This window comes from Pseudomonas viridiflava, assembly GCF_900602065.1.
Taxonomy (GTDB): domain Bacteria; phylum Pseudomonadota; class Gammaproteobacteria; order Pseudomonadales; family Pseudomonadaceae; genus Aquipseudomonas.
In genome coordinates, this window is record NZ_UWFN01000248.1 from 40,295 (window position 1) to 64,971 (window position 24,677).

19 protein-coding genes and 2 pseudogenes are annotated in these 24,677 nt (G+C 57.0%); 9 read left to right on the top strand and 12 right to left on the bottom strand.

What is annotated here, in order from left to right; translation table 11 throughout:
- Positions 1-25: 25 nt before the first annotated feature.
- The 6 genes from EE949_RS13545 to EE949_RS13570 all read right to left on the bottom strand — a co-directional run bounded on the left by EE949_RS13545 (position 26) and on the right by EE949_RS13570 (position 5,396).
- Positions 26-763: an SDR family oxidoreductase gene (locus EE949_RS13545; protein WP_122664747.1), complete on the bottom strand. Its 738-nt coding sequence runs from the start codon at positions 761-763 to the stop codon at positions 26-28.
- Between the two features lie 269 nt (positions 764-1,032).
- Complete coding sequence (locus tag EE949_RS13550; RefSeq protein WP_122664748.1) at positions 1,033-1,293, bottom strand: hypothetical protein; 261 nt, start codon at positions 1,291-1,293, stop codon at positions 1,033-1,035.
- A gap of 153 nt (positions 1,294-1,446) precedes the next feature.
- Complete coding sequence (locus EE949_RS13555) at positions 1,447-2,025, bottom strand: hypothetical protein (protein ID WP_122664749.1); 579 nt, start codon at positions 2,023-2,025, stop codon at positions 1,447-1,449.
- 1 nt (position 2,026) lies between these two features.
- The gene (locus EE949_RS13560; RefSeq protein ID WP_122664750.1) at positions 2,027-2,650 is read right to left on the bottom strand and encodes a hypothetical protein; all 624 of its coding nucleotides are present in this window, start codon (positions 2,648-2,650) and stop codon (positions 2,027-2,029) included.
- A gap of 117 nt (positions 2,651-2,767) precedes the next feature.
- The gene (locus EE949_RS13565; RefSeq protein WP_122664751.1) at positions 2,768-3,202 is read right to left on the bottom strand and encodes a GNAT family N-acetyltransferase; all 435 of its coding nucleotides are present in this window, start codon (positions 3,200-3,202) and stop codon (positions 2,768-2,770) included.
- A 115-nt stretch (positions 3,203-3,317) separates the two neighbouring features.
- The gene (locus tag EE949_RS13570) at positions 3,318-5,396 is read right to left on the bottom strand and encodes a TonB-dependent siderophore receptor (protein ID WP_240350654.1); all 2,079 of its coding nucleotides are present in this window, start codon (positions 5,394-5,396) and stop codon (positions 3,318-3,320) included.
- Between the two features lie 628 nt (positions 5,397-6,024).
- Here EE949_RS13570 and EE949_RS13575 point away from each other — a divergent pair.
- Positions 6,025-7,665: a methyl-accepting chemotaxis protein gene (locus tag EE949_RS13575; RefSeq protein WP_122664753.1), complete on the top strand. Its 1,641-nt coding sequence runs from the start codon at positions 6,025-6,027 to the stop codon at positions 7,663-7,665.
- 1,603 nt (positions 7,666-9,268) lie between these two features.
- On the opposite strand, the pseudogene EE949_RS13590 reads toward EE949_RS13575, so the two are convergent.
- Positions 9,269-9,532: pseudogene (locus EE949_RS13590) on the bottom strand (RtcB family protein); the annotation flags it as partial.
- A 327-nt stretch (positions 9,533-9,859) separates the two neighbouring features.
- Here EE949_RS13590 and EE949_RS13595 point away from each other — a divergent pair.
- Both EE949_RS13595 and EE949_RS13600 read left to right on the top strand, forming a co-directional pair.
- Positions 9,860-10,668, top strand: a pseudogene (locus tag EE949_RS13595) (RNA repair transcriptional activator RtcR family protein); the annotation flags it as partial.
- 35 nt (positions 10,669-10,703) lie between these two features.
- Positions 10,704-11,447 carry an NUDIX hydrolase gene (locus EE949_RS13600; protein WP_122664755.1) on the top strand — a complete coding sequence of 248 codons (744 nt, stop codon included), beginning with the start codon at positions 10,704-10,706 and terminating at the stop codon, positions 11,445-11,447.
- Positions 11,448-11,449: 2 nt separating this feature from the next.
- On the opposite strand, the gene EE949_RS13605 is transcribed toward EE949_RS13600, so the two are convergent.
- Positions 11,450-12,355, bottom strand: coding sequence for a serine hydrolase domain-containing protein (locus tag EE949_RS13605; protein ID WP_122664756.1), 906 nt, complete (start codon positions 12,353-12,355; stop codon positions 11,450-11,452).
- A 220-nt stretch (positions 12,356-12,575) separates the two neighbouring features.
- Between EE949_RS13605 and EE949_RS13610 the strand changes: the two genes are divergently transcribed.
- Together EE949_RS13610 and EE949_RS13615 are read left to right on the top strand one after the other, a co-directional pair.
- Positions 12,576-12,983 (top strand): SRPBCC family protein, encoded by a 408-nt coding sequence (locus tag EE949_RS13610; protein WP_122664757.1) that lies wholly within the window; start codon positions 12,576-12,578, stop codon positions 12,981-12,983.
- A 125-nt stretch (positions 12,984-13,108) separates the two neighbouring features.
- Positions 13,109-13,960, top strand: coding sequence for a CAP domain-containing protein (locus EE949_RS13615; RefSeq protein WP_122664758.1), 852 nt, complete (start codon positions 13,109-13,111; stop codon positions 13,958-13,960).
- Positions 13,961-14,016: 56 nt separating this feature from the next.
- Here the strand turns inward: EE949_RS13615 and EE949_RS13620 are convergent, their stop codons facing one another.
- From EE949_RS13620 to EE949_RS13635, 4 genes are all read right to left on the bottom strand, one after another.
- The gene (locus EE949_RS13620) at positions 14,017-14,148 is read right to left on the bottom strand and encodes a YHYH domain-containing protein (RefSeq protein ID WP_122664759.1); all 132 of its coding nucleotides are present in this window, start codon (positions 14,146-14,148) and stop codon (positions 14,017-14,019) included.
- Positions 14,149-14,237: 89 nt separating this feature from the next.
- Positions 14,238-14,675 (bottom strand): YqaA family protein, encoded by a 438-nt coding sequence (locus EE949_RS13625; protein WP_122664760.1) that lies wholly within the window; start codon positions 14,673-14,675, stop codon positions 14,238-14,240.
- 26 nt (positions 14,676-14,701) lie between these two features.
- The gene (locus tag EE949_RS13630; protein ID WP_122664761.1) at positions 14,702-16,753 is read right to left on the bottom strand and encodes a hybrid sensor histidine kinase/response regulator; all 2,052 of its coding nucleotides are present in this window, start codon (positions 16,751-16,753) and stop codon (positions 14,702-14,704) included.
- A 94-nt stretch (positions 16,754-16,847) separates the two neighbouring features.
- A complete protein-coding gene (locus EE949_RS13635) occupies positions 16,848-18,467 on the bottom strand; it encodes a methyl-accepting chemotaxis protein (RefSeq protein ID WP_122664762.1) in 1,620 nt (539 codons plus the stop codon).
- A 475-nt stretch (positions 18,468-18,942) separates the two neighbouring features.
- Between EE949_RS13635 and tssF the strand changes: the two genes are divergently transcribed.
- Genes tssF through EE949_RS13655 form a run of 4 tightly spaced genes read left to right on the top strand, consistent with a single transcriptional unit; the run spans position 18,943 to position 24,622 of the window.
- The gene (gene tssF, locus EE949_RS13640) at positions 18,943-20,808 is read left to right on the top strand and encodes a type VI secretion system baseplate subunit TssF (RefSeq protein WP_122664763.1); all 1,866 of its coding nucleotides are present in this window, start codon (positions 18,943-18,945) and stop codon (positions 20,806-20,808) included.
- A gap of 33 nt (positions 20,809-20,841) precedes the next feature.
- A complete protein-coding gene (locus EE949_RS13645) occupies positions 20,842-22,926 on the top strand; it encodes a type VI secretion system tip protein VgrG (RefSeq protein ID WP_122664764.1) in 2,085 nt (694 codons plus the stop codon).
- Positions 22,923-23,819 (top strand): DUF4123 domain-containing protein, encoded by an 897-nt coding sequence (locus EE949_RS13650; protein WP_122664765.1) that lies wholly within the window; start codon positions 22,923-22,925, stop codon positions 23,817-23,819. The genes EE949_RS13645 and EE949_RS13650 overlap by 4 nt, the downstream gene beginning before the upstream one ends.
- On the top strand, positions 23,816-24,622 hold the full coding sequence (locus EE949_RS13655) for a hypothetical protein (protein ID WP_122664766.1): 807 nt from the start codon (positions 23,816-23,818) through the stop codon (positions 24,620-24,622). Before EE949_RS13650 ends, EE949_RS13655 begins: the two co-directional genes overlap by 4 nt.
- Positions 24,623-24,677 lie beyond the last annotated feature (55 nt).

The following is a 24,677-nucleotide window of genomic DNA, read 5'->3' on the forward strand; positions in this document are numbered from 1 at the left end:
GATGGCGGGACGCAGACCAGGCGAATCAGTATGGGCTGGCGGTTGGGCGAACAATCAACTCACTAACGTCGACGTCGGCGGGCTGCTCAACTGCATAGGCAATTGCCCGGGCGATGGCCAGTGCAGGGATGGCAATCTTGCGAAACTCGCGCATTTCGGCTCGTCCGCCTTCATCGGAAATACTGTCCGCCAACTCCGACTCCGTAACGCCTGGCGAAATCACCGTGACGCGAATGTCTGCGCCCGCCTCCTGACGCAAGCCTTCGGAAATCGCCCGTACAGCAAATTTGGTTGCGCAGTAGACGGCAGCAGTCGGGCTGACGGTGTAGGCACCAATGGACGCAATGTTGATGAATTGCCCGGATTGCTGTTTCTGCATCAGCGGCAACCCCGCCGCAATACCGTGCAGCACGCCACGAATATTGACGTCGATCATCCGGTCCCATTCCGAGACTTTCAACGCATCCAGCCTGGACAACGGCATGACCCCGGCATTGTTGACGATCACATCGACGCGCCCGAACGTGTTAACGGCCTGGTCGACGAAGGCCTGCACGCTGCTCCGGTCGGTGACATCGACTGCCTGATACTGCGCACTGCCGCCTGCGGCCACGATCTCTTTGCACAGTTCTTCGAGCCGCTCGGTACGCCGCGCGCCAAGCACGACACGTGCGCCCTTCTCTGCCAACAGCCTGGCCGTGGCTTCGCCAATACCGCTGCTTGCACCAGTGATAACAACCACTTTGTCTTTGATGTTCGACATGATTTTTGTCCTTGTCCGAGTGATGAGCCGGTGGCTCGATGCACGTTCAGAGTAGGACGATCTGCCAGCGGTGAATTAGTCCGATCCTTCGGAGTGATTGCCTGATTCTGCGGAGGTATTGGTGGAGGCAGGCGATAAAAAACGCGGCCTGGCTTTGAAGCGGTGCTTGCCCGCGATGGACGCACGGCACTGGTTCGATCAGGCCGCGTTATCGTTCATCGCGAGCAAGCTCGGCTCCTACAGACAGCCGCTGTCTGATGGAGCGATTATCAGTTTTTCTCAGGCGTCTTGAGTGATTCCGGAACCTGGGTGGTTGGCACGAAGGTCTTGTCTTCTTCTGCCTTGGCTTCTTTAGACTCGGCCTGTGCTTGCTCCGCCTTGGCATTTTCCTTCGCCGCATCGGCGGCTTTGTCCTGTGCTTTCTCAGCGTGTTGCTGAGCTTCCTGCGCCTTGTCTTCAGATTTCGGATCGCAGGCAGCGAGGCCAAGGGTGGAAGCCAGCATCAGGCTGTAGGCAAGAGTTTTAAGCATGGGGTTGATGTCCCTGATTGAGAATGTATGGGTTCGAACCGCAGGCTAGAGCGTTGGTTCCCTGCTTTCAAACGCAAAAGCGGCGATAGCGACTCATCAGAATGACCAGCCGGCATCGCCGCTTTCAGAGACTTGCTTGTCGCTACAGCCAGCTCAAAGCAGCTTGAGTCGCACCGCTTCCTCAATGGAGCTTTGACTCAGGTGCTTGATGGTGTCATCCAGCGAGGCATTGAACGGGGTCGCAAAAATCAATACCAGCTGGATCCAGGTCGTGATGGTCTCGCTCTTCTCGACCTGCCCCAGTACCTTGCCATCCCGGTCCTTGTAGACGGTCTTCAACGTCAGCGTGTTGTCGAAGGTGGTCGGGATCAGCGTAAAGGTAAAACCGGAAATGAATGCGAGGGGCATGCTGCCCTTCTCATGATTGGTCAGTGTCGCAGACACATAGACATCGGACTGGGTTTTCGTGGCCGTCGCCGAGGCGACAGCACCCGAGGCGGCGTAACTGTCTACGAGGATTTTCTCCCAGCGAGCCGTATCAACACCGCCAGCCCGTGGTCGGTTATTGAGCAGGTATTCGCTGTTGAGTCTCACGTAAACAGAAGGCTTGGCATCAGCGGCAGGGGCTGTGAGTGGCCACTGCTTTACCTGTGCCAGATCGTGATGGGAATAGCTCAGGCATCCTGTCAGCGACAGGCACACGGTCACCAATAACAAAAAGGAACGCAGCATATTATTGCGCTCCCGTTTTCGCGGCAGGCAACTGCGCGCTGGTCTTGTCCAGCAGTCTGCCAATCATGTCACGCAGCTGGAAACGGCCTAGGCTAGGCGCCCAGTATTCGCCGTTATAAATACCCAGATTTTTCTTCTCGTTGACCTTCTCCTCCGAGCGCGCAAGGACTTTGCCATTGCGGTCTTCAACCACCAGTTCGCCAGCAAGGTCGTAGCTGTCGACATAGACAGGGCCATTGACCCAGATCCAGATGGTCAGGGTCAGCAGAGCGCCAGGGATATAGGCCGGGTGCGGCGTGCGCTTGCCTTTGAGGGAGGTCAGGTTGAACTTGAGTTGTACATCCTGCTCGCCCATGCGCGCCGGGAACGCGATGACGCTCTGGTAGTAACCACCCTTTTCCACGTAACGGCTGATCTGTTCGGTCAACTGGCGGCTGATGTTCTGGCGCTGCTCATCTTTGAGGTCTGGCGAACTGATCACCACATCGGCCATTTGCGCCGAACGTGTGGAGGTCACCTTTGCCGGGCTAACCGGATCACCAATCGGACCACTGGGGGTGAACGAAATACAACCGGTCAACGATAGGCTCAAACTCAGAGCCAGCAACATCACTGCACGTTTCACAGACAACATCCTTATCTATTTTTAACGAAGGCTACTGCATCGGCCATTGCTGGCCGATCTGAAGGGCGGCGCAGATTATCAGTTAAGTGCCAACTGCTCTAGCACGCCCCTCGTGCATCAAACGTTGATGCCGCCGGAACGAATGAAAGAGTACCGGTCAATGTCCGTTCTAAGTTGCCAGCCTTGTGTACTCCAGTAATGGGCGGCGGCGTGATTGGTTTTAAGTACATCAAGATGACATTTGAGTATCCCTTGGCTTTCAAGGGTTGAAAGACACCGCTCTACCAATGCATTGGCAATGCCCTGCCGACGATAGTTTTCCAGTACCAACAAATGCTGCAGGTAGCCCCTTCGCCCATCATGACCACACATGACGCAGCCAACGATGGTGGAATCCATTTCGGCGACGAAACTCATGCCGGGATTGCGTTGCAAATACCTTGAAGTCGATTCGCGAGAGTCAGCGTCTCTGACCGAAACGCCGGGAGTGTTTTTCATCAGGGTAATGACCGCGTCGTAATCGTCCAGGGTCATGATGCGAAGGGTGAACATGGGGAGTGCCTGAAATCATTGATGATGAGTTCGGCAGGCTACCAGAAGCGTTAGAGCTTAAGACGTTTGAAGCACTGCCGGATTAATCCGGCAGTGCTTCATGTTCCAGCCTCGGTTAGAACGTAACGCTCGCAGTCAGGCGCGCTGTGCGCGATGCACCAACGTTGATCTGCAAGTCGCTGCTACCCGTGCCAGACGGGTAATACTCTTTATCGAACAGGTTATCGACGTTCAACTGCAAGCGGGTTTTATAGTCCTTGGTGGGGAGGTCCCAGCGTAGAAACGCGTCGGCTACGGTATAGCTTTCCATCCAGAAACTGTTTGCGTTATCGCCTGGACGCTCACCGACATAACGCGCGCCGCCACCGACGTGCCATTGTCCGGTCTGCTCAGGAAAGGTCAGGTGGTGAGTCAGATACAGGCTGGCAGTGTGCATCGGCGCATTGCTCAGACGCTTGCCTTCATTCGCCGGATCGTCGAGTACTTCAGTGTGCGTATAGGCATAGGTGCCGATCATGTCCCAACGTTCGGCCAGCCTGCCTGTAACGTCGAGCTCCAGACCTCTGGAACCGGCCTTGCCGGTCAGCTGGCTAAAGCTGTCTCCGCCGACTGTAGTAGTAGTTACTATGTTTTTCTTCACGATATCGAATATCGCGACATTCACGTTCAGACTATTCGAAGGACTGTATTTGGCTCCAAGTTCGTAACTGCGGCCCTCTGTCGGATCAAAGGTATTGCCCGACGTATCAGCTGCCGTTTCGTTGGGCACAAATGACCGGCTATAACTTCCGTAAAGCGAAAGTGACTCGGTAGGCTGATAGACGATACCTGCAAACGGGATGAACGCATCGCCGTTGTCGTCGCGATTAACTGTATAAACAGTCCCCGTACCTTGATCGCCATATTGGTCATAGTGCTGCTGACGCCCGCCAAACACTAGAATCCACTGGTCATTCAGATGCCAGTTATCTTTGAAATACAGGGATGTAGACTTGAGCTGGTCACGGGTGTCTGTTTGTACATTGTAGACAGTACTCGGTTCAGCCAGCCCGCCGTATTGCGGGTTGTTGATATTGATCGACCCCGCACCGTTAAGCCCTAGCGCATTTCGATAAGCTTTGCCACGAAGCTTGTCGAGCGTCTCGTTGTCGACGCCTACGAGAATGTCATGGCGCTGACCGAATATCTGCTGCTCCCCAATAAAATCCAGGCTCGCATAGCGCGCTTCGTAATCATAGTGCGCACCATTGGCACGGCGACTCAGCGTGCCGCCCACTAACTCCATCGGCTGGGCAATCGCGAAGCTGTAACGATCATTGTTCCAGCCATAGGTAGCCCGCGTCTTCCAGTCATCGTTGAGCTGATATTCGAACTTCGCAGTGGCAGTTTCACTGATGCCCACGGTTTTGGCCCAGCGCTCGTCCAAACGGTCCTTGTAGCTTGCTGCTGCAGGCTTGCCGTTGGCGAACACGGTACCGCGATCAAACGGGCTGGAGTAATCGTTGTACTCGTAAGCCAGGGTCAGCTTGGCGCGCTCGCCGGTCCAGCTCAAAGAAGGCGCCACCAGCGTGTGCTCGTTGACCCCGTAATTGCGCCAGTAATCCTCATGGCCACGTTCGGCCACCAGACGGTAGGCAAGCCCGGTGTCTTCGATGGGGCCGGTGGTATCGACACTGAACGTCCCGCCACCTTCGCTGTAACCTGAGCCGGTGATGGTCGTGCTGCGGGTGTATTCCGGTTGCTTGCTGACAACGTTAATCAAACCGCCCGGTTCGATTGCGCCGTACAGCAGCGACGCGGGCCCCTTCAAGACCTCCACGTGATCCGTGGTAGCGCCCAGATTGTGGCCTACTACCGAACGGATCCCGTCGCGCAGAATGCTGCCATCGTCGTTGGTACCGAAACCACGCTTGATCAGCGCGTCCTTGGAGTTACCCAGCGTGTTGGACTGCGACACACCGCTGACAAACTTCATTGCATCGTCCAGCGACTTGACCTGGAAATCGTCCAGCGTCTGTTGAGTGACGACGTTGACTGACTGTGCTTCATCCCTGATCGGCACTTCCGACTTGCTGGCTGTACTGCTGGTGGAGCGAACATAAGGGCTGCTTACAGTATCGCCAGAGGCCTGAATATCAGTGGCCGGCAGCTCGGTAACGGCTTCCTCGGCCTGAGACAAAGCCGGTAGCAGCACACAGCCGAAAGCAAGAGAGACGCAATAGGCGCGACGTGTTGGGATGAACACCTGGGAAAATTCCGGAGACGAATAGGAAATATTATTATCTACGAATGATTTCCAAATGTGTACTCCCTTGGTGCTAATACTCGGTGAGCAATTGTCGCAGGCCCCGTCAACACAAACTCCCGGCGGGCCTGGCCTGCCAAGGGAATTGCTCCATAGGCCCTGCCCAATCCCGTAGGACCGGCTTTAGCCGGGAGAGCGGTATTTCTGTCGAAGAAATTTTGGTGACTGTTTTTGCGCACTCCCGGCTGAAGCCGCTCCTACAGACCCATACACAGACAATCGTCATACAACATGAGACTTACAGACGTAAATCCCATATCACTTAATCAACTAATATTATTGAACATATGTGCTGTTCGATAATTTTTTTATCTCCTGAAAGGCCCGAAATCAAAGACTTCAAGCTAATCACGCAACTAACTCGCAGAAATAAAAAACAACCGGCGCAACATTAAGTAACCCTTCAGAACTGGACAGCGCTGCCGATAGAGATATGACAACCTGCTCAACTTTTCAGGATTGAGCGGGCTGACCTCACAACGTCGTTATCTAAAAACAACCTCTGCAGGACGCGCCGATGAGCTGGCTTCACGATGCAAAACTTTCGACCAAACTACTCACCGCTTTTGGGCTTTGCGCCGTTATCACACTGGGGGTGGGCGTATTGGGTGCCCGTGGTGTTTCGCAAATGTCGGACAGCCTGAAACTGGTATTCGCCAATAATCTGGTATCGGTCGCCAACACCGCAGAAGCCAAAACAAAAGCTGTCGGGCAAACGCGCGACATGTTTCGTCTTTACATCGCCACCGTTTCCAATGCACCTCAAAGCGAAAAAGACGAATACCTGGCTTCTATGAAAGCCAACCAACTGGCCAGCGAAAAAGCTTTCGCAACTTACCGAAAAACGCCTCTGGCTGACGATGAACGCGCAGCAGGCGACATGATGGATAAGGATTGGCCGGCTTATCAGGAGGTCGTGCAGAAATACCTGACGCTCATAAAGGCTGGAGATGTAGAGAGCGCACGCACCGTGCTTTTTGGTGACCTGCAGAAAAAATATCGTGTCGTCATGGACGAACTGACGATCATGATCGACTCCAACAACCGTCAGATCGGTGAAGGCGCAGTGGAAGCCGAGGTGATGGAGACGTCCGCCAAAACCGCGCTGTACACCGGCATTACTCTGGCATTCATCGCAGCTCTTGGACTGGGTCTGTTCATCAGCCGCCTGATCAGCCGCCCTATCGCTACCGCTGTGACCAGCGCCCAGCGCATTGCCAACGGCGACCTGACTCAACATATCGTCAGCACCGGTCGCGATGAAGCAGGCCAGTTGCTCGGCGCGCTGAGCGACATGCAGACCAGCCTTAAAACCACGATCCAGCAAATCGCCAGCGCCTCCGACCAACTGGCGTCGGCAGCCGAAGAGCTCACTGCCGTGACCGACAACGGCAGCCGCGGTCTGGTACGTCAGAACGACGAGATTCAACAGGCGGCCACCGCCGTCACCGAGATGACCTCAGCCGTCGAGGAAGTGGCGCGTAACGCAGTGTCCACTTCCGAAGCCTCAAGGTCGACCAGCCTGCAAGCCACTGAAGGGCGTAACAAAGCCCGCGAAGCGGTAACGGCGATCAACAACGCCACCACCGAAATCGCGGCGTCGACCACCATGGTGGAAGACCTGGCGGTGCAAGTCCGGGACATCGGCAAGGTGCTGGATGTGATTCGCGGGATCGCCGAACAGACCAATCTACTGGCGCTCAATGCCGCTATCGAAGCCGCCCGCGCTGGCGAGCAAGGCCGGGGTTTTGCGGTGGTAGCTGATGAAGTGCGCGCACTCGCAGCACGCACGCAAGCGTCCACCGGGGAAATCGAAGGCATGATCAACTCGGTGCAAACGAGCGCCGACCAGGCCGTGCGTGCGATGGGTAAAAGCCAGTCGCTGGTGAATGACACCCAAGGCCTGGCCCAGGCCAGCGGCGAAGCGCTGGAACAGATTGCTGAAGGCATTTCGCAAATCAACGAGCGCAACATGGTCATTGCCAGCGCATCGGAAGAACAGGCCAATGTGGCCCGGGAAGTGGACCGCAATCTGGTTAACATCCAGGACCTGTCGACCCAGACCGCCGCAGGCGCCCATCAGACCAATGCTTCGACACAGGAACTGTCGAACCTGGCGCTCTCGTTCAACAATCTGGTCAGTCGCTTCCGGTTGTAAACAGCGCGTCAGGCAGCGCGACTTGAAAAAGCCGCGCTGCCTGACAATGCAAGTCGCTCGGCCCTCCGTCGATGGATCCGTCCAGCAACCCATTGTCTTCATGGGTTCGCGGTAAGCCCGGCACCAGACGCCCAAGCTCGGCGGTGATAAACGTGTGCAGTGCAATCAGCCCTGGGCCTCAAGAACCCGCTCACGCATGGCACTGCCAAGTGGATGCGCAAGCGCATGTCCCATTTCCATGACCCTATCCCTCACCTTCAACGCAGGCGACGTACCGTGCCTGACTTCAATTCATCTGAATCTTCCATGGCCTGCAAACGCTGCAGTAACACCTCTCGATGTGCTTTTGGCGTCACAGGATCGACCAGCGTATACTGCGCATCACACCAGACAGCGATTTGCTTCAGCCAGCAATCAGCCTCATCAGAGGCCTGCGCGTAACGGCACAGCAAGTAATCCAACTGGCGCCACACGGGCTTGAGACCCAGTAGCGCGGCGCGACGCTCATCACTCAGTTCCTGCCAACCATCGTCGAGGCGCTGCTCCAGCTGAACATCGAACAGCGACCACGGCTGATGACTCAAGAGCTGCACTGCGCACCTGAAAACCTTCTCGGCATGATCATCCAGCGCCGCGAGTTGCTGCCTCAGACCAGCATCACCCTGCGATTGCAGGGCCTGCACCCGCACAACAGCCACCGGCGAGTCGAGCGCGGCACGCAGCACCGAATCAGGTAGCGAATGATTCAACTCCTTCGCCAGCCCTAACAGCCCCAGCCATTCGCGCCTGCTGACCGGGAGCGCCCCGGTCAGTCTCGCCAGCAGGACTTGCTGGCTATCGACTCCGTAACGCGGCGCAGCCCAACGCGCGAGACAGCGCACCGCAGACGAACCATCAAGCAGCGCTGCCTTCACGTGCCCTGCCGGGTCCGACAGCAACGTCAACAATCCTCGCAGCGCCTGAACCCGCAGACTTGCCGCCGAAGACTGCAATACCCGTTCAAGCAATGGCACCGCGTCGGCCGTCGACAAGTCGGCACAGNCACTGACCGCCTTCTGCCGCACGGTCACATCCTCATGAGCCAGCGCAGCGGCCAGGAAAGCAGGTCGATCCGGGGCATTCTCAAGCAGCAGGTCAAACAAAAACCTGCCCGCTTCGCCACGACAACCACCAAACGCCGACTCAACCTGCTCACGCATCTGCGGCATCGACAACAGACTGCGCGCTTTGAGCAACGTCTGACGATGATCGACACGCTGCTTGTGGCCCAGCGACAACAGCGGCGCCAACGCTTGCAGCAACAGTTCTGCCCGTTCGGCCACCAGAAACTGCTCAACCGCCCGTTGCGCCTGCAGCCGGACCTGAGGCACCCAGTCGTTGAGTCGTTCCAGTAGCGCGACCAACGCCTCTGATGAAGCCTGCCCGGCGAGCCTTTCCACCGCCGCTTCGCGCACAAACCCATTGCCAAACCGGCTCAGCTCTACCAAAGCCCTGGCCGCATCATGAGTCTCCTGGATCTCCCTGACACACCTGGCTTCGTGGTCTGTCAGCTGATAATTCCAGCCTCGCAACGTCTCAAATGTCATCACACTGCTCATAAAATCTATCCTTTGACACAGACCACCTGCCGCAAGGTATGCAGCACTTCCACCCACTCACGCTGGGCGTGCATGACCTTGTCAATGTCCTTGTAAGCCATGGGAATCTCGTCAATCACGGCAGCATCCTTACGGCATTTAACATACGCGGTGGCGCGAATCTGATCTTCAATCGTGAATGTGCTTTTGGCCTTGGTCCTGCTCATGATGCGCCCTGCCCCATGACTGCAAGAGCAGAACGCCTCTTCATTGCCCAAGCCGCGAACAATGCTGCCGGGCGTCGCTCTCTACCGGAACGCCTTCTGTCCACATTTTGAGGGGCTTGCCGTTGATGACTTCCAGTACCTGAAACGTGTTCTTCTGCATGATCTCTACTTCTGTTCAATGGCCGCTGCTCAGGCCTGCTGTTCAAGGCAGCTACTTAAAAGGCCGCTGACTTGATGCTTCGCTCAAGTCACTAGCCTACACGCCTGACTGCCTGGCGTTATGCAGGTTACTTCAGGCTGCGTGCCAGCCTCAAAAACCTCACAAAATCAATCGATATCTATTTGATTTTATTGGTTATTAATTTTAACTCCTGTATTTAAAGACAAATAACAGACAAACAGCATGTCTGCTGGTTCTTGCTGACTGAAGCGCGTTACCTGCCCGCCCGACTGATTCAGACCTCACCGGCACGTCGACATAGCGACGAAGAGCGAGCGAGCGGCACCTACTCCCTGATTGATCTTGACCTTTCGCGCTACGACCGCATTGCCTCGCGGTTCACCCACAAACGGCTGGAAGGTCTCGCATTCCTCAAGTCAGGGATTGCCACTCGCAATGCCGCCTTCAACCGCTCGATTGAGCAGATCGAACAGGTCGCGGTGCGCTCCAGAGCACCCATGTTGCTGATCGGCCCTACGGGTGCAGGGAAATCTTTCCTGGCGAGACGTATCTACGAACTCAAGCGCAGCCGGCATCAGATCGAAGGGCGCTTTGTGGAGGTCAACTGCGCAACCTTGCGGGGGTGACGGTGCAATGTCGACGTTATTTGGCCATATAAAGGGCGCATTCACCGGCGCCTGTCCGCTCGTGAAGGCTTGTTACGCGCTGCCGAGGGCGGATTGACGAGACTCAGGTTGAAGAGAAAATCCAGCGCCTGCGTTACGCCTGGGCCCTGACGGTGGAAGCGGACAACCCATTGCCACTGCTGGATGAAGAGCTGGAACTGGACCTTTTTGATCGCGTGCAACTCGAAGCAGTCATTGATGTGTGCCGCAGCGCTCAGAGCCTGTCAGACGCCGGACGCAAGCTGTTTGGCGTGTCACGCAGGAACAAGGCGAACCCCAATGACGCGGATCGCCTGCGAAAATATCTGGCGCGTTTTGGCATTGAGTGGAAGCAAATCAATGCTCAGGATTAAACTGCCCCACGGACCCCAGCTTTCCAGGATTTTCAATGAAGTATGAGTTGAACGATTACAACGGCGTGATCATCGATCCGGATTCTTTTTCTTACGAAAAAGCCGACCTTGAAATCGCCATTAAAGGCTTGCTGGTGTTCATGGAGCGCGAGAACAAGGGCCTCGCGTGGATTACTCTGCCTGTCAGCCGATCCGGCAGCATCGCGCAGTTCGTCGCCCACGGTTTTGCGTTTCACAGTTGCCTGCCTGAAACCCTGACTCTGGTCAGAAAACCACAGGAATCGACTTACGTGCCTTTTACCCCGACGCATATCGTCGGTGCCGGGGCCATCCTGATCAATCAGCACAACGAAATTCTGGTGGTGAGAGACCAGGGCCGTACCGGCTTCAACTTGCCTGGCGGTCATGTCGATCACGGCGAAAGAATTCAGGACTCCATCGTCCGTGAGGTTCTGGAAGAGACGGGTGTCGAGGCCAGCTTCGAATCCATTCTGGGCTTCACCACCCGTCATCCTTATGAATTCGGTAAATCCAACATCCATTTCATCTGCCGACTGAAACCACTGACGCAGACGATCAACGTCATCGACACCGACGAAATCGCCGAGGCCCGCTGGATGTCGGTTGAGAGTTACCTGGCAGATGAGAAGAACGGCCAGATCAATCGCGAGATCGTCAGCCAGATCGCCGGCCGCCAGGGTCTGGTGATCGCAGACTTCCAGAACAGCGGTCGCTTCAAAAAACAGGAAATGTTCATGGCGATGGAGCCGAAAGCTTAATGTCAGGACGTTGTCACGCCCAGCGCTGACGTGACACGCCTGACCATTTCCGTTTCGACCACGGCCTCGGCCTGGTCTTCGTGAAACACCGCGCACGTTGCAGTGGCCCCACCGTGAGTGCCACGGTAAACGGCCACCACGCTGCCCGGCCCAACGCCGGTGTGCCCGGCCAACGTCAGGCCGCCTGCGACGCCACCCTGCATCAATCCCAACGCATATCCTGGGGAAAGCCACGGGCGCCCCGCTATCGGGCCGCCCAGTACCAGGGCTGTTTGCATCTCCTCAAGCAGCCCTTGCGGCAGAAGCTCGCCAGCCAGCAAGCGATCCAGAAGCTGCGCCGCTTCCGTCACCGGCCCCATCAGCAAGCGATGATAGACCCAGCCGGGGTCGTAGCCGGGAGCAACACCTGCGCACACGCCTTGCAGATTTTCGCCCGCCCGCGCAATACGCGCCCGCGTAACGCCCAAAGGAGACAGCACGCGCTGAGCGAGCGCGTCTTCAAGCGGGAGACCGGAAAGCCGCTCGATCAAACGGGAGACGAGCAGATAACCGACGTTCGAATAGCGCCAGCCCTCCCCGGGCGTGTACCGCAAACGAGTGGCATCCAGCCGCTGGAGCATCTCGTCGGCAGGCCAGGACGGTTCACCGCTCGCCACTGCAGTGTGGTAGTCAGCCAGCTCGCTGTAGTCGGCCAGCCCGGCTTGATGACGCAGCAGTTGGCGCAGGGTGAAAGAGCCTTCGGCAACCTGATCGTCCAGGCCGACCTGACCGTCGCGAACCAACGTCAGCGCGGCAGCGGCCAGTACGGTTTTGGTGAAGCTCCACCAGGGGGCTATCACTTCAGGCGCAGGGGCATGAGACTGCCCGGAGGTAGTCGGCAAACCGTTGATGATGAGCGAAAACGACATAGGCGACAGCTCTTAAATTTCGCACAAGGTTAAACTGCGGCATCGCTGCATGCCAACCGACAGCGGCAGACAGCCCTCGCAGGACCGATCCAGCACCCCACCTGTCACCGATTTCAGGCGGTGCAGACTTTGGGACTCAACGGGTCGATTCCACCGCCACAGTGTCGGTCACGATGCAATTGCGTTTACTATCCCCTCATTCATTTCTGGAGCAATGACCATGGCAACAGCCTCTGCAAACATTCGCGTACCCGTATCTGCCGATAAAGTCTGGCAACTGGTCGGCGGTTTTCTGTCTCTGCCGGACTGGCTGCCGTTCATTGCCAGCAGTGAAGCCAGCGAAGGTGGGCGGCTACGCACGCTGACTACCGCTGACGGCGCAGTAATTGTCGAAAAGCTGCAAACCTTCGATGAAGCCAACCGCACTTACAGCTATTCGATCGTCAAAGGCCCATTCCCGGTGACTAACTACCTCGCTACGGTGCAGGTTGCTGGCAATGGCGATCATGAGACAGTCGTTACCTGGTCCGGCAGTTTCACCCCCGACGGGATCTCTGATGCAGAGGCCGAAGCACTGTTCCAAGAGGTCTATCAAGGCGGACTGGACGCCCTTAAAGCCAATTTCTGACCCTTGTGAACCAGCGGGACTGAACTGACAGCGCTCTTCACCCTCAATATTGCTTCGATAAATGGCATTTCGCAGCACAGCGCAAAATCGCGCATTATGGGCGCGGTCAGTTCAAGGAGACATTAATGCGCGTTACTTTATCTTTTTTGCGTTTTGCCACCTTGTCACTGGGATTGGTATTCACCGCCACCGCCGTGGCGTCCGAAGAGTCACAACTGGTCGATTCAATCAACAGCTTCCGCAATCAATCTCAACGTTGCGGCGATCAGGTTTCACAAGAGTTGCCACCTTTGAACGTCGATACCCGACTGGTGCTTTCCGCTACCAGCCCGGTGGACCTGCAACAGGCCATGGCTCGCGCCACCTACCCGATGGTCAACGTACAAGCCATCAGCCTGTCCGGTCCTCGTGATGCGCAATCAGCCATGAGCACGATTCAGGAAAGCTTCTGCAGAGTGGTGCTCGACCCGCAGTTTGTCGATATCGGTGTCAGCCGCGAAGGTCGCGACTGGCGAATAGTGCTGGCCCGGCCACTGCTCACTGCCCGTCTTGGCGACTGGCAGGCGGAAGGCCAGAAATTACTGGCACTGATCAATTCGGCAAGGGCTCAGCCGCGACAATGCGGCACTCAGTCCCTTGCCGCGACCACCCCGCTGACCTGGAACCCAGCCCTGGCATCGGCCGCGGAAAACCACAGCCGGGGCATGGCCAACAATAATTTCTTCGACCACATGGACCGCGACGGCCGCATGCCGGGTGACCGGGCCGAACTGGCCGGCTATTCAGGCCAGCAGATCGGCGAAAACATCGCCGCCGGACAGGGCAATGTGCGCAAAGTCGTGGATGGCTGGCTGGCAAGCCCTGGTCACTGCGCCAACCTCATGAACCCTGCATTCCACGAACTGGGCGCCGCCTACGCGGTAGACCCCAAGAGTGATGCCGGGATTTACTGGACGGGGGTGTTCGGGGCGCAGTAACACGTCACCGTATTTAACGGCGTGGGACCGGGCGTCGTCCCACGAGATCAAGGTATTCAGTGGCAGTGATAATCGCCAGTCTTGTGATTGCGATGGCAACCTTTGGAGTCGGTGCCGCCGCTGTGCGCCAGCGCGGTTACGGAGGCCATGGACAGGAGTGCGACGATCACAACGGCAAGCAGCTTCATAAAACGGTTCTCTACGCTAAATAGCGGGAATGGGAAGACCAGTTACGAAGTATGGCTCATTGATATCATCACGCATAGAGCGCTGTTGATCACGCCCATCCCAGAGTCACCGCTGTCAGCAGCAAATACCGCGCACCTTTGGCCAAGGTCACGATCAATAGAAAACTCCACAGCGGCTCCCGCATCACGCCAGCAACCATGGTCAGCGGATCACCGATGATGGGCACCCAGCTCAACAGCAGCGACCAGCGTCCGTAACGCAGATAAAATCTTTGCGCTTTTTCCAGCTGAGCCTCGCTGACCGGAAACCAGCGTTTGTGGCGAAACCGCTCGACCGAACGGCCCAGTAGCCAGTTGACCAGCGAACCCAGCACATTGCCCACCGTCACGACCAACAATAACGTCGCAACGACGTAATGCCCGGACAGCAGCATGCCCACCAGCACCGCTTCTGACTGCATCGGCAATAGCGTCGCCGCACCGAATGCGGCAATGAACAAACCTGCGTAGCTGGAAAACTCAAACACTCGCGCACAGCCCCATCAATGACTCATCAAACAGCCTTGATCAATTCCCTGATTCTGGAAGCCAGGGCCTCCAAGGCGAAGGGCTTGGTGAGCACATCGGTCAACGGCTCAAGGTGGCATTTGTCGAGCACTGTGGTTTCTGCGTAACCGGTGATGAACAAGACCGGCAGGCCTGGCCGACACTCCCGGCCGGCATCAGCCATCTGCCGCCCATTGATACCGCCTGGCAGACCGACATCGGTTACCAGCAGATCGATTCTTACGTCCGATTGCAGAATGCGCAGCCCGGCCAGGCTGTCAGCAGCCTCAATGGCCACATAGCCCAGACTGCTCAGGACTTCGGTGACCAGCATGCGTACCGAAGACTCGTCATCGACCACCAGAACAGTCTCACCCTGCCCTGACAATGCGCCACTACTGACCGGCGCCGGAAACTGTGCAGCCTCGATTTCCCGCTCGTGACGTGGCAACTGCAGACACACCATCGTGCCCTGGTCGACCTCGGAGCGAATCCGGATCTGCCCCCCGGATTGCCGGGCGAAACCATAGATCATCGACAGACCCAGCCCCGTGCCCTCACCCACCGGCTTGGTGGTAAAGAACGGCTCGAATGCTTTGGCCGCCACGTCTGCCGTCATGCCACAGCCGCTGTCAGTCACGCGAATACTCAGGTAATCACCGCCGCGCACTTCAGGATCGAGGTCGCTGTTCTCATCCAGAACTTCATTGCGCGTCTCGATCAGAATGCTGCCGCCATGAGGCATGGCATCCCGGGCATTGATACACAGGTTGAGCAGAGAGTTTTCCAACTGGGCGGGGTCGATCAAGGCTGTCCAGAGATCGGCGGCGGCACGGACCTGAATATCAACGGAAGGACCTACGGTACGGCGGATCAACTCCTCCATCCCCATGATCAAAGCATTGACGTTGGTGGGGATCGGCGCAAGGGTCTGACGGCGCGAAAACGCCAGCAGGCGATGGGTCAGCGCCGCCGCCCGCTGCACCGCTCCCTGAGCAACCACCAGATAACGATCAACATCCGCGACCCGGCCTTGCCCAAGGCGCATCTGCATTAATTCGAGGCTGCCGGAAATACCTGCCAGCAAGTTGTTGAAGTCGTGGGCGATGCCACCGGTGAGCTGCCCGACGGCTTCCATTTTTTGTGACTGGCGCAGTGCTTCTTCAACCACTTCGCGCTCGCTGATCGCTTCACGGATGCGTTGTTCAAGGGTCAGATTGAGGTCCTGAACGGCAGCTTCAGCCTGCTTCCTTGCCGTGACATCAATGGACGAACCGATCAGCCCGATGACTTCCCCGGACTCACTGAACAGCGGCGCCTTGACCGACAACCAGGTCGCTGCCGAACCGTCCGCCAGCCGGACCTGTTCTTCAACCTGCTCCGACACACCACCGTTCATGATGCGCTGGTCGGTCGCCATGATCACCCGGGCCTGATCCTTGTCCTCGAGATAATCGAGGTCGGTCTTGCCGATGTAAAACCCGGGTGGCTTGCCGATCAATTGCGTGGTGCCGTGATTGGCAACCAGCATGCGTCCTTGACGATCCTTGGCGTACACAACACCAGGAACTGCGGCAGTAAACGTGCGCAGCAACGCGGTAATGCGATCGCGCTCAACTTCCGCCGCACGACGCGACTCAATGTCCATAAGCACACCCAGAAAACGGGTGGGCCTGGCGTCCTGATCGAACTCGACACGGCCTTTGGCTTCGAGCCAGCGATAGCTGCCATCACGGTGCAGCACGCGATATTCGCATCTGAATGCGCCACCGCGCAGCAAGGTGATGCCGATTTCGCTTTCGACACGCGCACGGTCATCAGGATGAATCGAGGCCGTGACTTTCTCCAGCGGCAGGCCCTCCACAGCCTCCCGTGGCGTCAGGCCAAATGCAGCAGCATAGCGCTCGTCACCGATGACATGGTTATCCTGCACATGCCACACCCAAGTGCCGACGATGGCGTCGGCATCCAGCGCAAGTTGCAAACGCTCAGCGGTATCTTTTGCCGGGAATTCCAGCGGCTCGCTGTCCTCCGGCCACTCCTTAAAATCGCTGCTCATCGCCCGCTACTGTCCATCGTAATACCAAGGCCCGACCGGCCGAATGCCATGAATGGTGCCGGTGCGGGCGATGTAATACAAGCCGGGACCGATGTCAGGCGCTCAATCGCGAAATAACATCGTTCAAGCCCACAGACAACCCGTGCAGATCATGACTGGCGGCCTGGGTACGTTTCACGTTGTCCTGATTGGTACTGGCAATGGCGGTAATTTCAGTGAGATTGCGCGAGATGTCCTCAGCCACTGAAGTCTGCTCCTCAGCCGCCGTGGCAATTTGCCGGTTCATGTCGCGAATCGCCTCCACCGCCGTGGTAATCCGGTGCAAGGTGGCGCTGGCGTTGTTCACCTGCTCGACACTCTGTTCGCTGCGGGCCTGACCGCCCTGAATCGCAATAACCGCGTCGCTGGCACCGGTCTGCACCGAATCGATGATCTGGTTGATTTCGGCGGTAGACACCGCAGTGCGCTGTGCAAGTGTACGGACTTCGTCTGCAACCACCGCGAAACCACGGCCGGCCTCACCGGCGCGCGCCGCCTCAATGGCCGCGTTCAACGCCAGCAAATTGGTCTGATCAGCGATGCCACGGATCACTTCGAGCACCTTACCGATGCGCACGCTGTCGGTCTCAAGTCGCTGAATCACGTTGGCGGTATTGCCGATTTCGCTGCGCATCAGATTGATGGTGGTCATGGTCGATTGCATGACCTTGTCGCCTTCCCGGGCATGATGATCCGCATCATCCGCCGCCCTGGCAGCCTGAGCGGCATGCCTTGCGACTTCCTGAGCCGTCGCCGACATTTCCGTCATGGCCGTAGCCACCTGGTCTGTACGCTCGAACTGCTCGTGAGTGCCTTGCGCCATGAGCGTGGCGATGGACTTCAACTCGTTGCCGGCCGTGTCCAGATCGGTCGTGCTGCGCTTGAGGCGATTGAATGTATCCGCCAGGAAGTCCCGCAAAATATTGGCCGCCACAGCCAGATGACCCAGCTCATCCTGACGAGTGATATTGACTCGCTCGGCAAACTTGCCATGGCTTAACTGCGACACGTAGTCGATAAGCATGCGGATTGGCGCGATAAGGTTGCGATTGACCAACCACCAGGTCAGCACGCCTACCAATACCGCGGACGCGAGCATGATCAGGGCACCGAACAATATCGTCCGGTCGGCTGCGTTGCTGATCAGCACCGATTGCTCGCCGCTGTTCTTGCGCAGGGTGTCCACCAGTTGACTCATCTGCTCGCTGGCTGCACGGTCAACGCCTTTTACCGCAAGGTCACCGGCGACCGGGTCGCCGCCCGCCGCAATGAAGGCATCACGCCCCTTGCGATAAGCAGCACCCAGAGTCTTGTGTTCTCCCATCAGTTTTTGCACCTGGGTCAACGTCGACTCCGGTACACCCTGCACACGCTCCAGCTTCCCGAGCGCGCTCTGAACCAGACGCTCCTGCGCCTCGAACTGCCCCCAGAACTTGTCGCGATCCGCTGGCAACTTGCCGCGCAAGAGCACGTTCTTCCATTCCTGCACCTGGGTCTTGAATTCAAGATTGGCTTCGTCCACCAACTGCGACGCAAGCACAGGGCCCTCGAGCAAGCCGCGATAGGCCTGCACATTGCTGGAAAGGAACTGGAAACAGGCCAGCGCGATCAACAGCACCAGCACCAGACTGCCGCCCAGCATGCCCAGAATCTGGAGTCGAAGGGATTTAGCCATAAAACGAGTACCTCAAGGGGAAGGTTTGCGGCGCTGCGCAAACCGAAAATATTGACTTCCCTGTACGTAACGTTGCGGACGAAAGGCTCGTAACGCAGTTGACTGCGCATCGGCTTGGCCGAAGGGTTCTTGAGGGCCGTTGATCGTGATGAGTGTGTCGGGGTTTGTCTCGGCTGGGGCGCTGGATACATCGCGCGATGTCCGCAAAACGAAAATGCTTCGAAGGAACTGCAGGCAAAGCTTAAACATGATTAAACGATTTAAACAACAACCATAAACATCTAACTGATATAGACAACTTCAAACATAGCCATCAACAGACATAACAACTACAGCCACTTACGAACACTCCTACAACTTTACCGCCGCACACCTACATACATACTCTGACGACTCATTGATTATGACTGACCACGCACCGACGGTATTTTCTTGCAATAAATAATATCGCCACACTGCCATAACCTATTTACCAATGGGTGGTGCGATATTTCTTTATCAAACCAAAACATATTCACCTTCCACATCAACATACTCAAACAATCGCGGGCTCAGAAACGTGTCGTTCAAAGACTATTACCAAAGCGAGCTCACCGCCCTCCGTCAGCAAGCCGTCGTGCTATGTGAACGCCAACCTTCGTTGACACCCTTCATAGGTAGAGGCACCGCGGATCCCGATGTAGAACGGCTTCTGCAAGGTGTGTCATTCCTGACCGCACGGCTGCGGCAGACAATATACGACGACTTCCCGGCTATTACCCACGGCCTGATCCATCGCTTATGGGGCAATTACCTGCGACCGATGCCGTCCATGAGCATTATCCAGTTTGATCCGCTTTCACAATCCGGCCCATCCCGACTCATACCCCGACACAGCGAGGTCAAATCCATACCGGTTCATGGTGTCCCCTGCTGTTTCCGGACAGTATTCGACACCCATGTCATGTCTCTTGAACTGCACCGACTGGAGCACTTCGACAGGGGCGATGGTGCGACACTGAAGTTAGGAATCAAGTTAACGTCGGACGGCCATCTTGGTGAATTACAGATACAGCAACTGCGTCTGCATCTTGCCGGCAGCCCTTCAGTTACGGGCGAACTGTACAGGGGATTGTTGCAGCAACTACTCTCGGCAGAGCTGAGGCCCTTGACCCGTACCGGTCAACCGGTGAATGACAGCGCAGGCCAGCCCGTTCGAATCCGGCTTGATCCTTCCCACGTCAAGCCGGTGGGTTTTGCCGACGATGAAGCATTGCTTACGGGCGCTACCACCCCGCAACCGGGCTATCGACTACTTCAAGAATTTTTTGCGTTCAGGGATAAATTTCTGTTCGTGGACGTATCGGGCCTCGGTGCGCTCAATCTGCTGGATGATGAAACACTTGCCCAGGCGAGCGCCATGGAGTTGCAGTTCGACTTCCGCAAGTACCCAAAAACTGCGCCTCGGCCAGAGCTCGAAAACATACAGCTGCACTGCACGCCGGTCGTTAATCTGTTTCGCCACCACGCCCTGCCCATTTCACTCAAGGCAGGCCAGCAGGAATACCCGCTGGTTCCAGCGGAAATGACATCCCATACCTGCGAGATTTTCGGCATTGAAAAAGTCGTTGGCTGGAAGCCTGGGCAAAGTCATCACCGTGAATACCTTGCATCTGAGTCCGCCATGGGGGTCTCTACCCACGGGTGTTCTCCAACCGCCGCTCTTTACCACCTCAACCGGCAGCCGTCCCTAGTGGATGAAACCTCGTTGAGCATCTGCTTTCAAGTGGCCGATGGCGTGGATGAAACCGTCTCTATTGACCTGACCTGCACCAATAGCAACTTGCCCGCCCAACTGGTTGTTGGCGATATCAGCGTGCCTGTTTCTGGCGCATCGGAGTCAGTGGGGTTCAGAAACATCCGACTGGCAACTGCCAGTCACACTGCGCCCCTGCACAGCGATCACTTATGGAAAGTGATCAGCAGCATGTCCTTGAATTACATCTCGCTGGAGAACGTGAAAGCACTCAAGGACATTCTGCGCACATACGACCTGCCCGCATTCCATGACCAAAACGCACGGCATGTCAGTGACGAGTTGTTCGACGCACTGCACAAAGTCAGTCATCAAAATATTGATTACCTCAAGCGGGGTATCCCCGTTCGTGGCACCCGTACCTTGCTGGAAATACGCCCGAAAGACGCCGGGGTCGAGGCGCAGTGGTTTCTGCTGGGCAATGTGTTGAGCCACTTTTTCGCGCTCTACGCCAGTCACCACTCGTTCAACCAGCTGCACATCCAGAGCAGCTCCGGGGAGCACTGGTCATGGGATGCCATCCCCGGCCAACAACCCGCTCTCTGATCTCTGGCAAACATCAAACAAAGGACTCCCCGGATGCTGAACTCAAAACGATCGGCTGCGAACATATTTACCCTGAAACTGCCCTCCATCGAAAACGACTTTCAGGTGTTGGAGTTCGAAGGCGGTGAATGCATCAGCCAGCCGTACGAAATCCGGATTGATCTGGTCAGCGAAAATCCCAACCTGCCTCTGGCGCGGTTTCTACATCGCACCGCGTTTCTTTGTATTGGCGCAGACGGCACCGGTATTCACGGGCAGATCCACAGCATCAGCCAACATGAGCGCGGCAAGCGCCTGACCCGCTACAGCGTAACGCTGGTGCCGCAGCTGGCGTACCTGCAACACCGCTTCAACCAGCGTATTTTCCAGCAAAAAAGCGTGCCGCAGATTGTTGCCCAAGTGCTGGAAGAACATCAGATCCTTCTTGGCGACTATCGTTTTGCCTTCGGCCCGACGTTGTACCCGGCCCGGGAATACTGCACGCAGTTCAACGAAAGCGACCTGAACTTCATTCAGCGCCTGTGTGCTGCCGAAGGCATTCATTACCACTTCGAACACAGCGAAGCCCGGCACGTACTGGTGTTTGGCGATGACCAGACCGGATTCGCCAAACTGCCTCCCAACCTGTTCAACGCCGACACCGGGCTCGTGCCCGCACAAGCCACCATCAAACAGTTCAACGTCCGGCTTGAGACGCGCACCTCCCGGGTCTCGCGACGGGATTACAACTTCGAGCAACCAACCCGGCAGATGGAGTCTGGTTACCGGGGCGATCATCCCGAGGCGGGCAAAGACGAACCGGATCTGGAGGACTACGCTTTCCCCGGCGACTACGCCGATGACGACCGGGCGCGGCTGCTGGTCAGACGCGCGCTGGAGCGTCATCGCAGTGACTACCAACTGGCCAGCGGCAGCAGCGATGTCACGCAACTGCGCAGCGGTCACTTCCTTGACCTGAAACAGCACCCGAGCGCTGACAACAACATGCTCTGGCTGCTGACCCGTGTCAGCCATCACGGCAAGCAGCCGCAGGTGATGGAAGAGTTTGCTGCCCAACAAAACCTTCGGCAGCAAGGCTTCACTCAGGGTTATCAAAACACGTTTGAAGCGACGCCCTGGCAAGTGCATTTCCGCCCGCCCTTCACTCATCGAACGCCCAGCGTCAAAGGCAGCCAGTCAGCGATTGTGACCGGCCCTGCCGGGGAAGAGATCCATTGCGATGAACACGGCCGGGTCAAAGTCCAGTTTCACTGGGACCGCGAAGGCCGCGCCGACGACCACACCAGTTGCTGGATGCGCGTAGCGTCGAGTTGGGCGGGCGACGCTTACGGCAGCACGGTCATCCCCCGTGTTGGCATGGAAGTCGCGGTGTCCTTCTGGGAAGGCTGCCCGGACAAACCCTACATCTCCGGCTGCGTAGTCAACGCGCGCAATATCGCGCCCTACCCGCTGCCCGCCAACAAAAGCCAAAGCGTGTTCAAAACCTTGAGCTACCCCGGCGGCGAAGGCAGTAACGAACTGCGAATCGAAGACCGTAAAGGCGCGGAAAAAATCTTCATTCAGGCCGAGCGGGACTGGGAACACGTCATCAAGCACGACCAGACCACCCTCGTGGGCAATGAACGCCACGACACCGTGATCGCCAACAGCTACAGCGAACTCAGGGCCGAAGAACACCGCACTACCCAAGCCAGCCGCATGACCAAAGTCGGTGCCACTGACCACCTGGACATTGGCCAAAGCCAGCACGTGAAAACCGCCATCGGCCAATACGTCGACGCAGGCCAGGAAATTCACCTCAAGGCAGGCTGCAAAGTCGTCATCGAAGCCGGTGCCGAACTGACCCTTTCAGCGGGTGGCAGCACTCTCACCCTCAACCCCGGAGGCGTCTGGCTGAACGGCGCGGTGGTGGCCTCGAACATCCCGATGGCCATCGGCGGTGCTGCGGCAGCGGTAGGTTCGGGGGTACAGGTAATGGCTGCTGGATTGCCGGGGGCCGTGGTGGCGGGTTTGCCGGGGGCGGTGCCGAAGCAGGCGTTGGCGAATATTGAGTCCCGGCCCGGCACAGGCCGCTGCCTGATCTGCGAAGCCCGCCGAGCACAGGCAAACCGCGCATGAGCCGTCCCTCTGATTTGAACGCTGCACAGGAACTTGCCCCGATGCACATACAACCTGCCGTCTGGCTCGCTGAACAAACGCGCCAGCAACGCCAACTGCTGCTGATTATTGACACCCTGCACAGCCCACAAGTCATCGCGACCCTGTTCAAACTGGCACCCATTCATGACTACATCCGTGTATTTCAGGACAGCGAATTCGACGATTTGCTGGAGCAAAGCCCTTGGCTTATCCGTATTGAGGGTACATCGATAGCCGCTGTCAGCTATCTGCTGCAGAACCCGATGCTCAATTGGGGCTGGCTCGCCAGTGCCCCAAACATGGATTTGAATGAAATCACCCGACACTGGCGTGAGCGACTGGTCATCAACGAAGACGGCCAGCGCTGGTTCTATCGCTTCCAGGACAATCAGGTCATTGCCCGACATCTAGGCGCCCTGACCGCACAACAAATCCCATTACTGCTGGGTCCTTTAGCCGGGGCCTTGAGCTGGGATGGCGAACAGTGGCAGGCATTCGAAAACCCACAGCCCGGCCCCTCCCCGACACCGCTCGCCACGCCCTGGCTCGACGTGCCGGAATCAGCTGCCATAAGTGAAGCTATCGAGATCGAGGCGATCAAGAAATGGCTGTGGCAATACCACCCTTTCGCCACCGCCAGCCTGCCCATCTCTGACCCCTTTGACGTGTGGATCAAACAACAACTGGACCTCGCCACCGAACTGGGCTGGAACGATCCGGAACAAATCCGCTTTCTGGCCGAACACAAGCTCGACACCGAACGAGCAGCGCATGCCGCGTGGACAAAACAATCCGGGGAAACGCCTGAGGCGCACTTTGCCCGGGTTAAACGCGCATTTGCCGCGTTAGATACAGAGAGGACGGAGCCATGAAAACGTTTACCCGACGCGCCGCCTTGGGTGTGGCCTTACTCACGTTAAGCGGCTGCGACTGGGTGGGCATACTAGCCAAGGAGGCCGCAGTCTCAGCCGCCAGCCATCGCGGCTGGGATACGTTCACGTTCAAAGGACAATTGCCTGCGGAGTTTGGCATTGATGCCATCGCATTCTATGGCCCCAATGAGCCGGGTAAAGCCAGCTGTCAGACGCCGTCATTTGAGGCCGGCAAGACCATTACTCGGCGTTACTCGAAGCAGTACACCGCTGAGATTCAGGCGCAGCCTCAGACGTTTAGTTTTGAGATACCGCTGAGTTACTACAAGGGTCTTTGTGGGATGAGGCTTGGGCGGGTGAAGTTGGAGATTAATGGGCGTCACGGTCCACTTGACTGGCAACGAACTTACGGTCTTGGCGGTTTCTATGTCACACGGAACCGTTCAGAAAAAACTGTCATGTTTAATGATCTCGGCACCTTTGACCGAACAGGGGTGTGCAGTTGGTGGTTTCAACAAAGCCAAGCCCGCTCACGTTTTGGCGAACTGGAGAAAATTTTAAATTGTCGCGCTTCATTTGGTGATTTTGCTTTGAAAGACCTCAATAACAAGACTATCAATTTGAAGATCGATATTGATCCGGAGGAAAAACCATCGATGAAAAACCGCTGGATAACTACCGATTCAGGGTGGAAACCCTGCCAAGAGACTGAAACATCAAATCGCTGCCAATCTCCACCAACCTTTAAAACATTCAAAATGAATGGACATACCTGCACCGTTTACCCCGGCTGTACGGAGTAAGCATTCATGAGCATCCGAACATCTGCCGAGGTAATCAGCACTGCACTTCGGATAC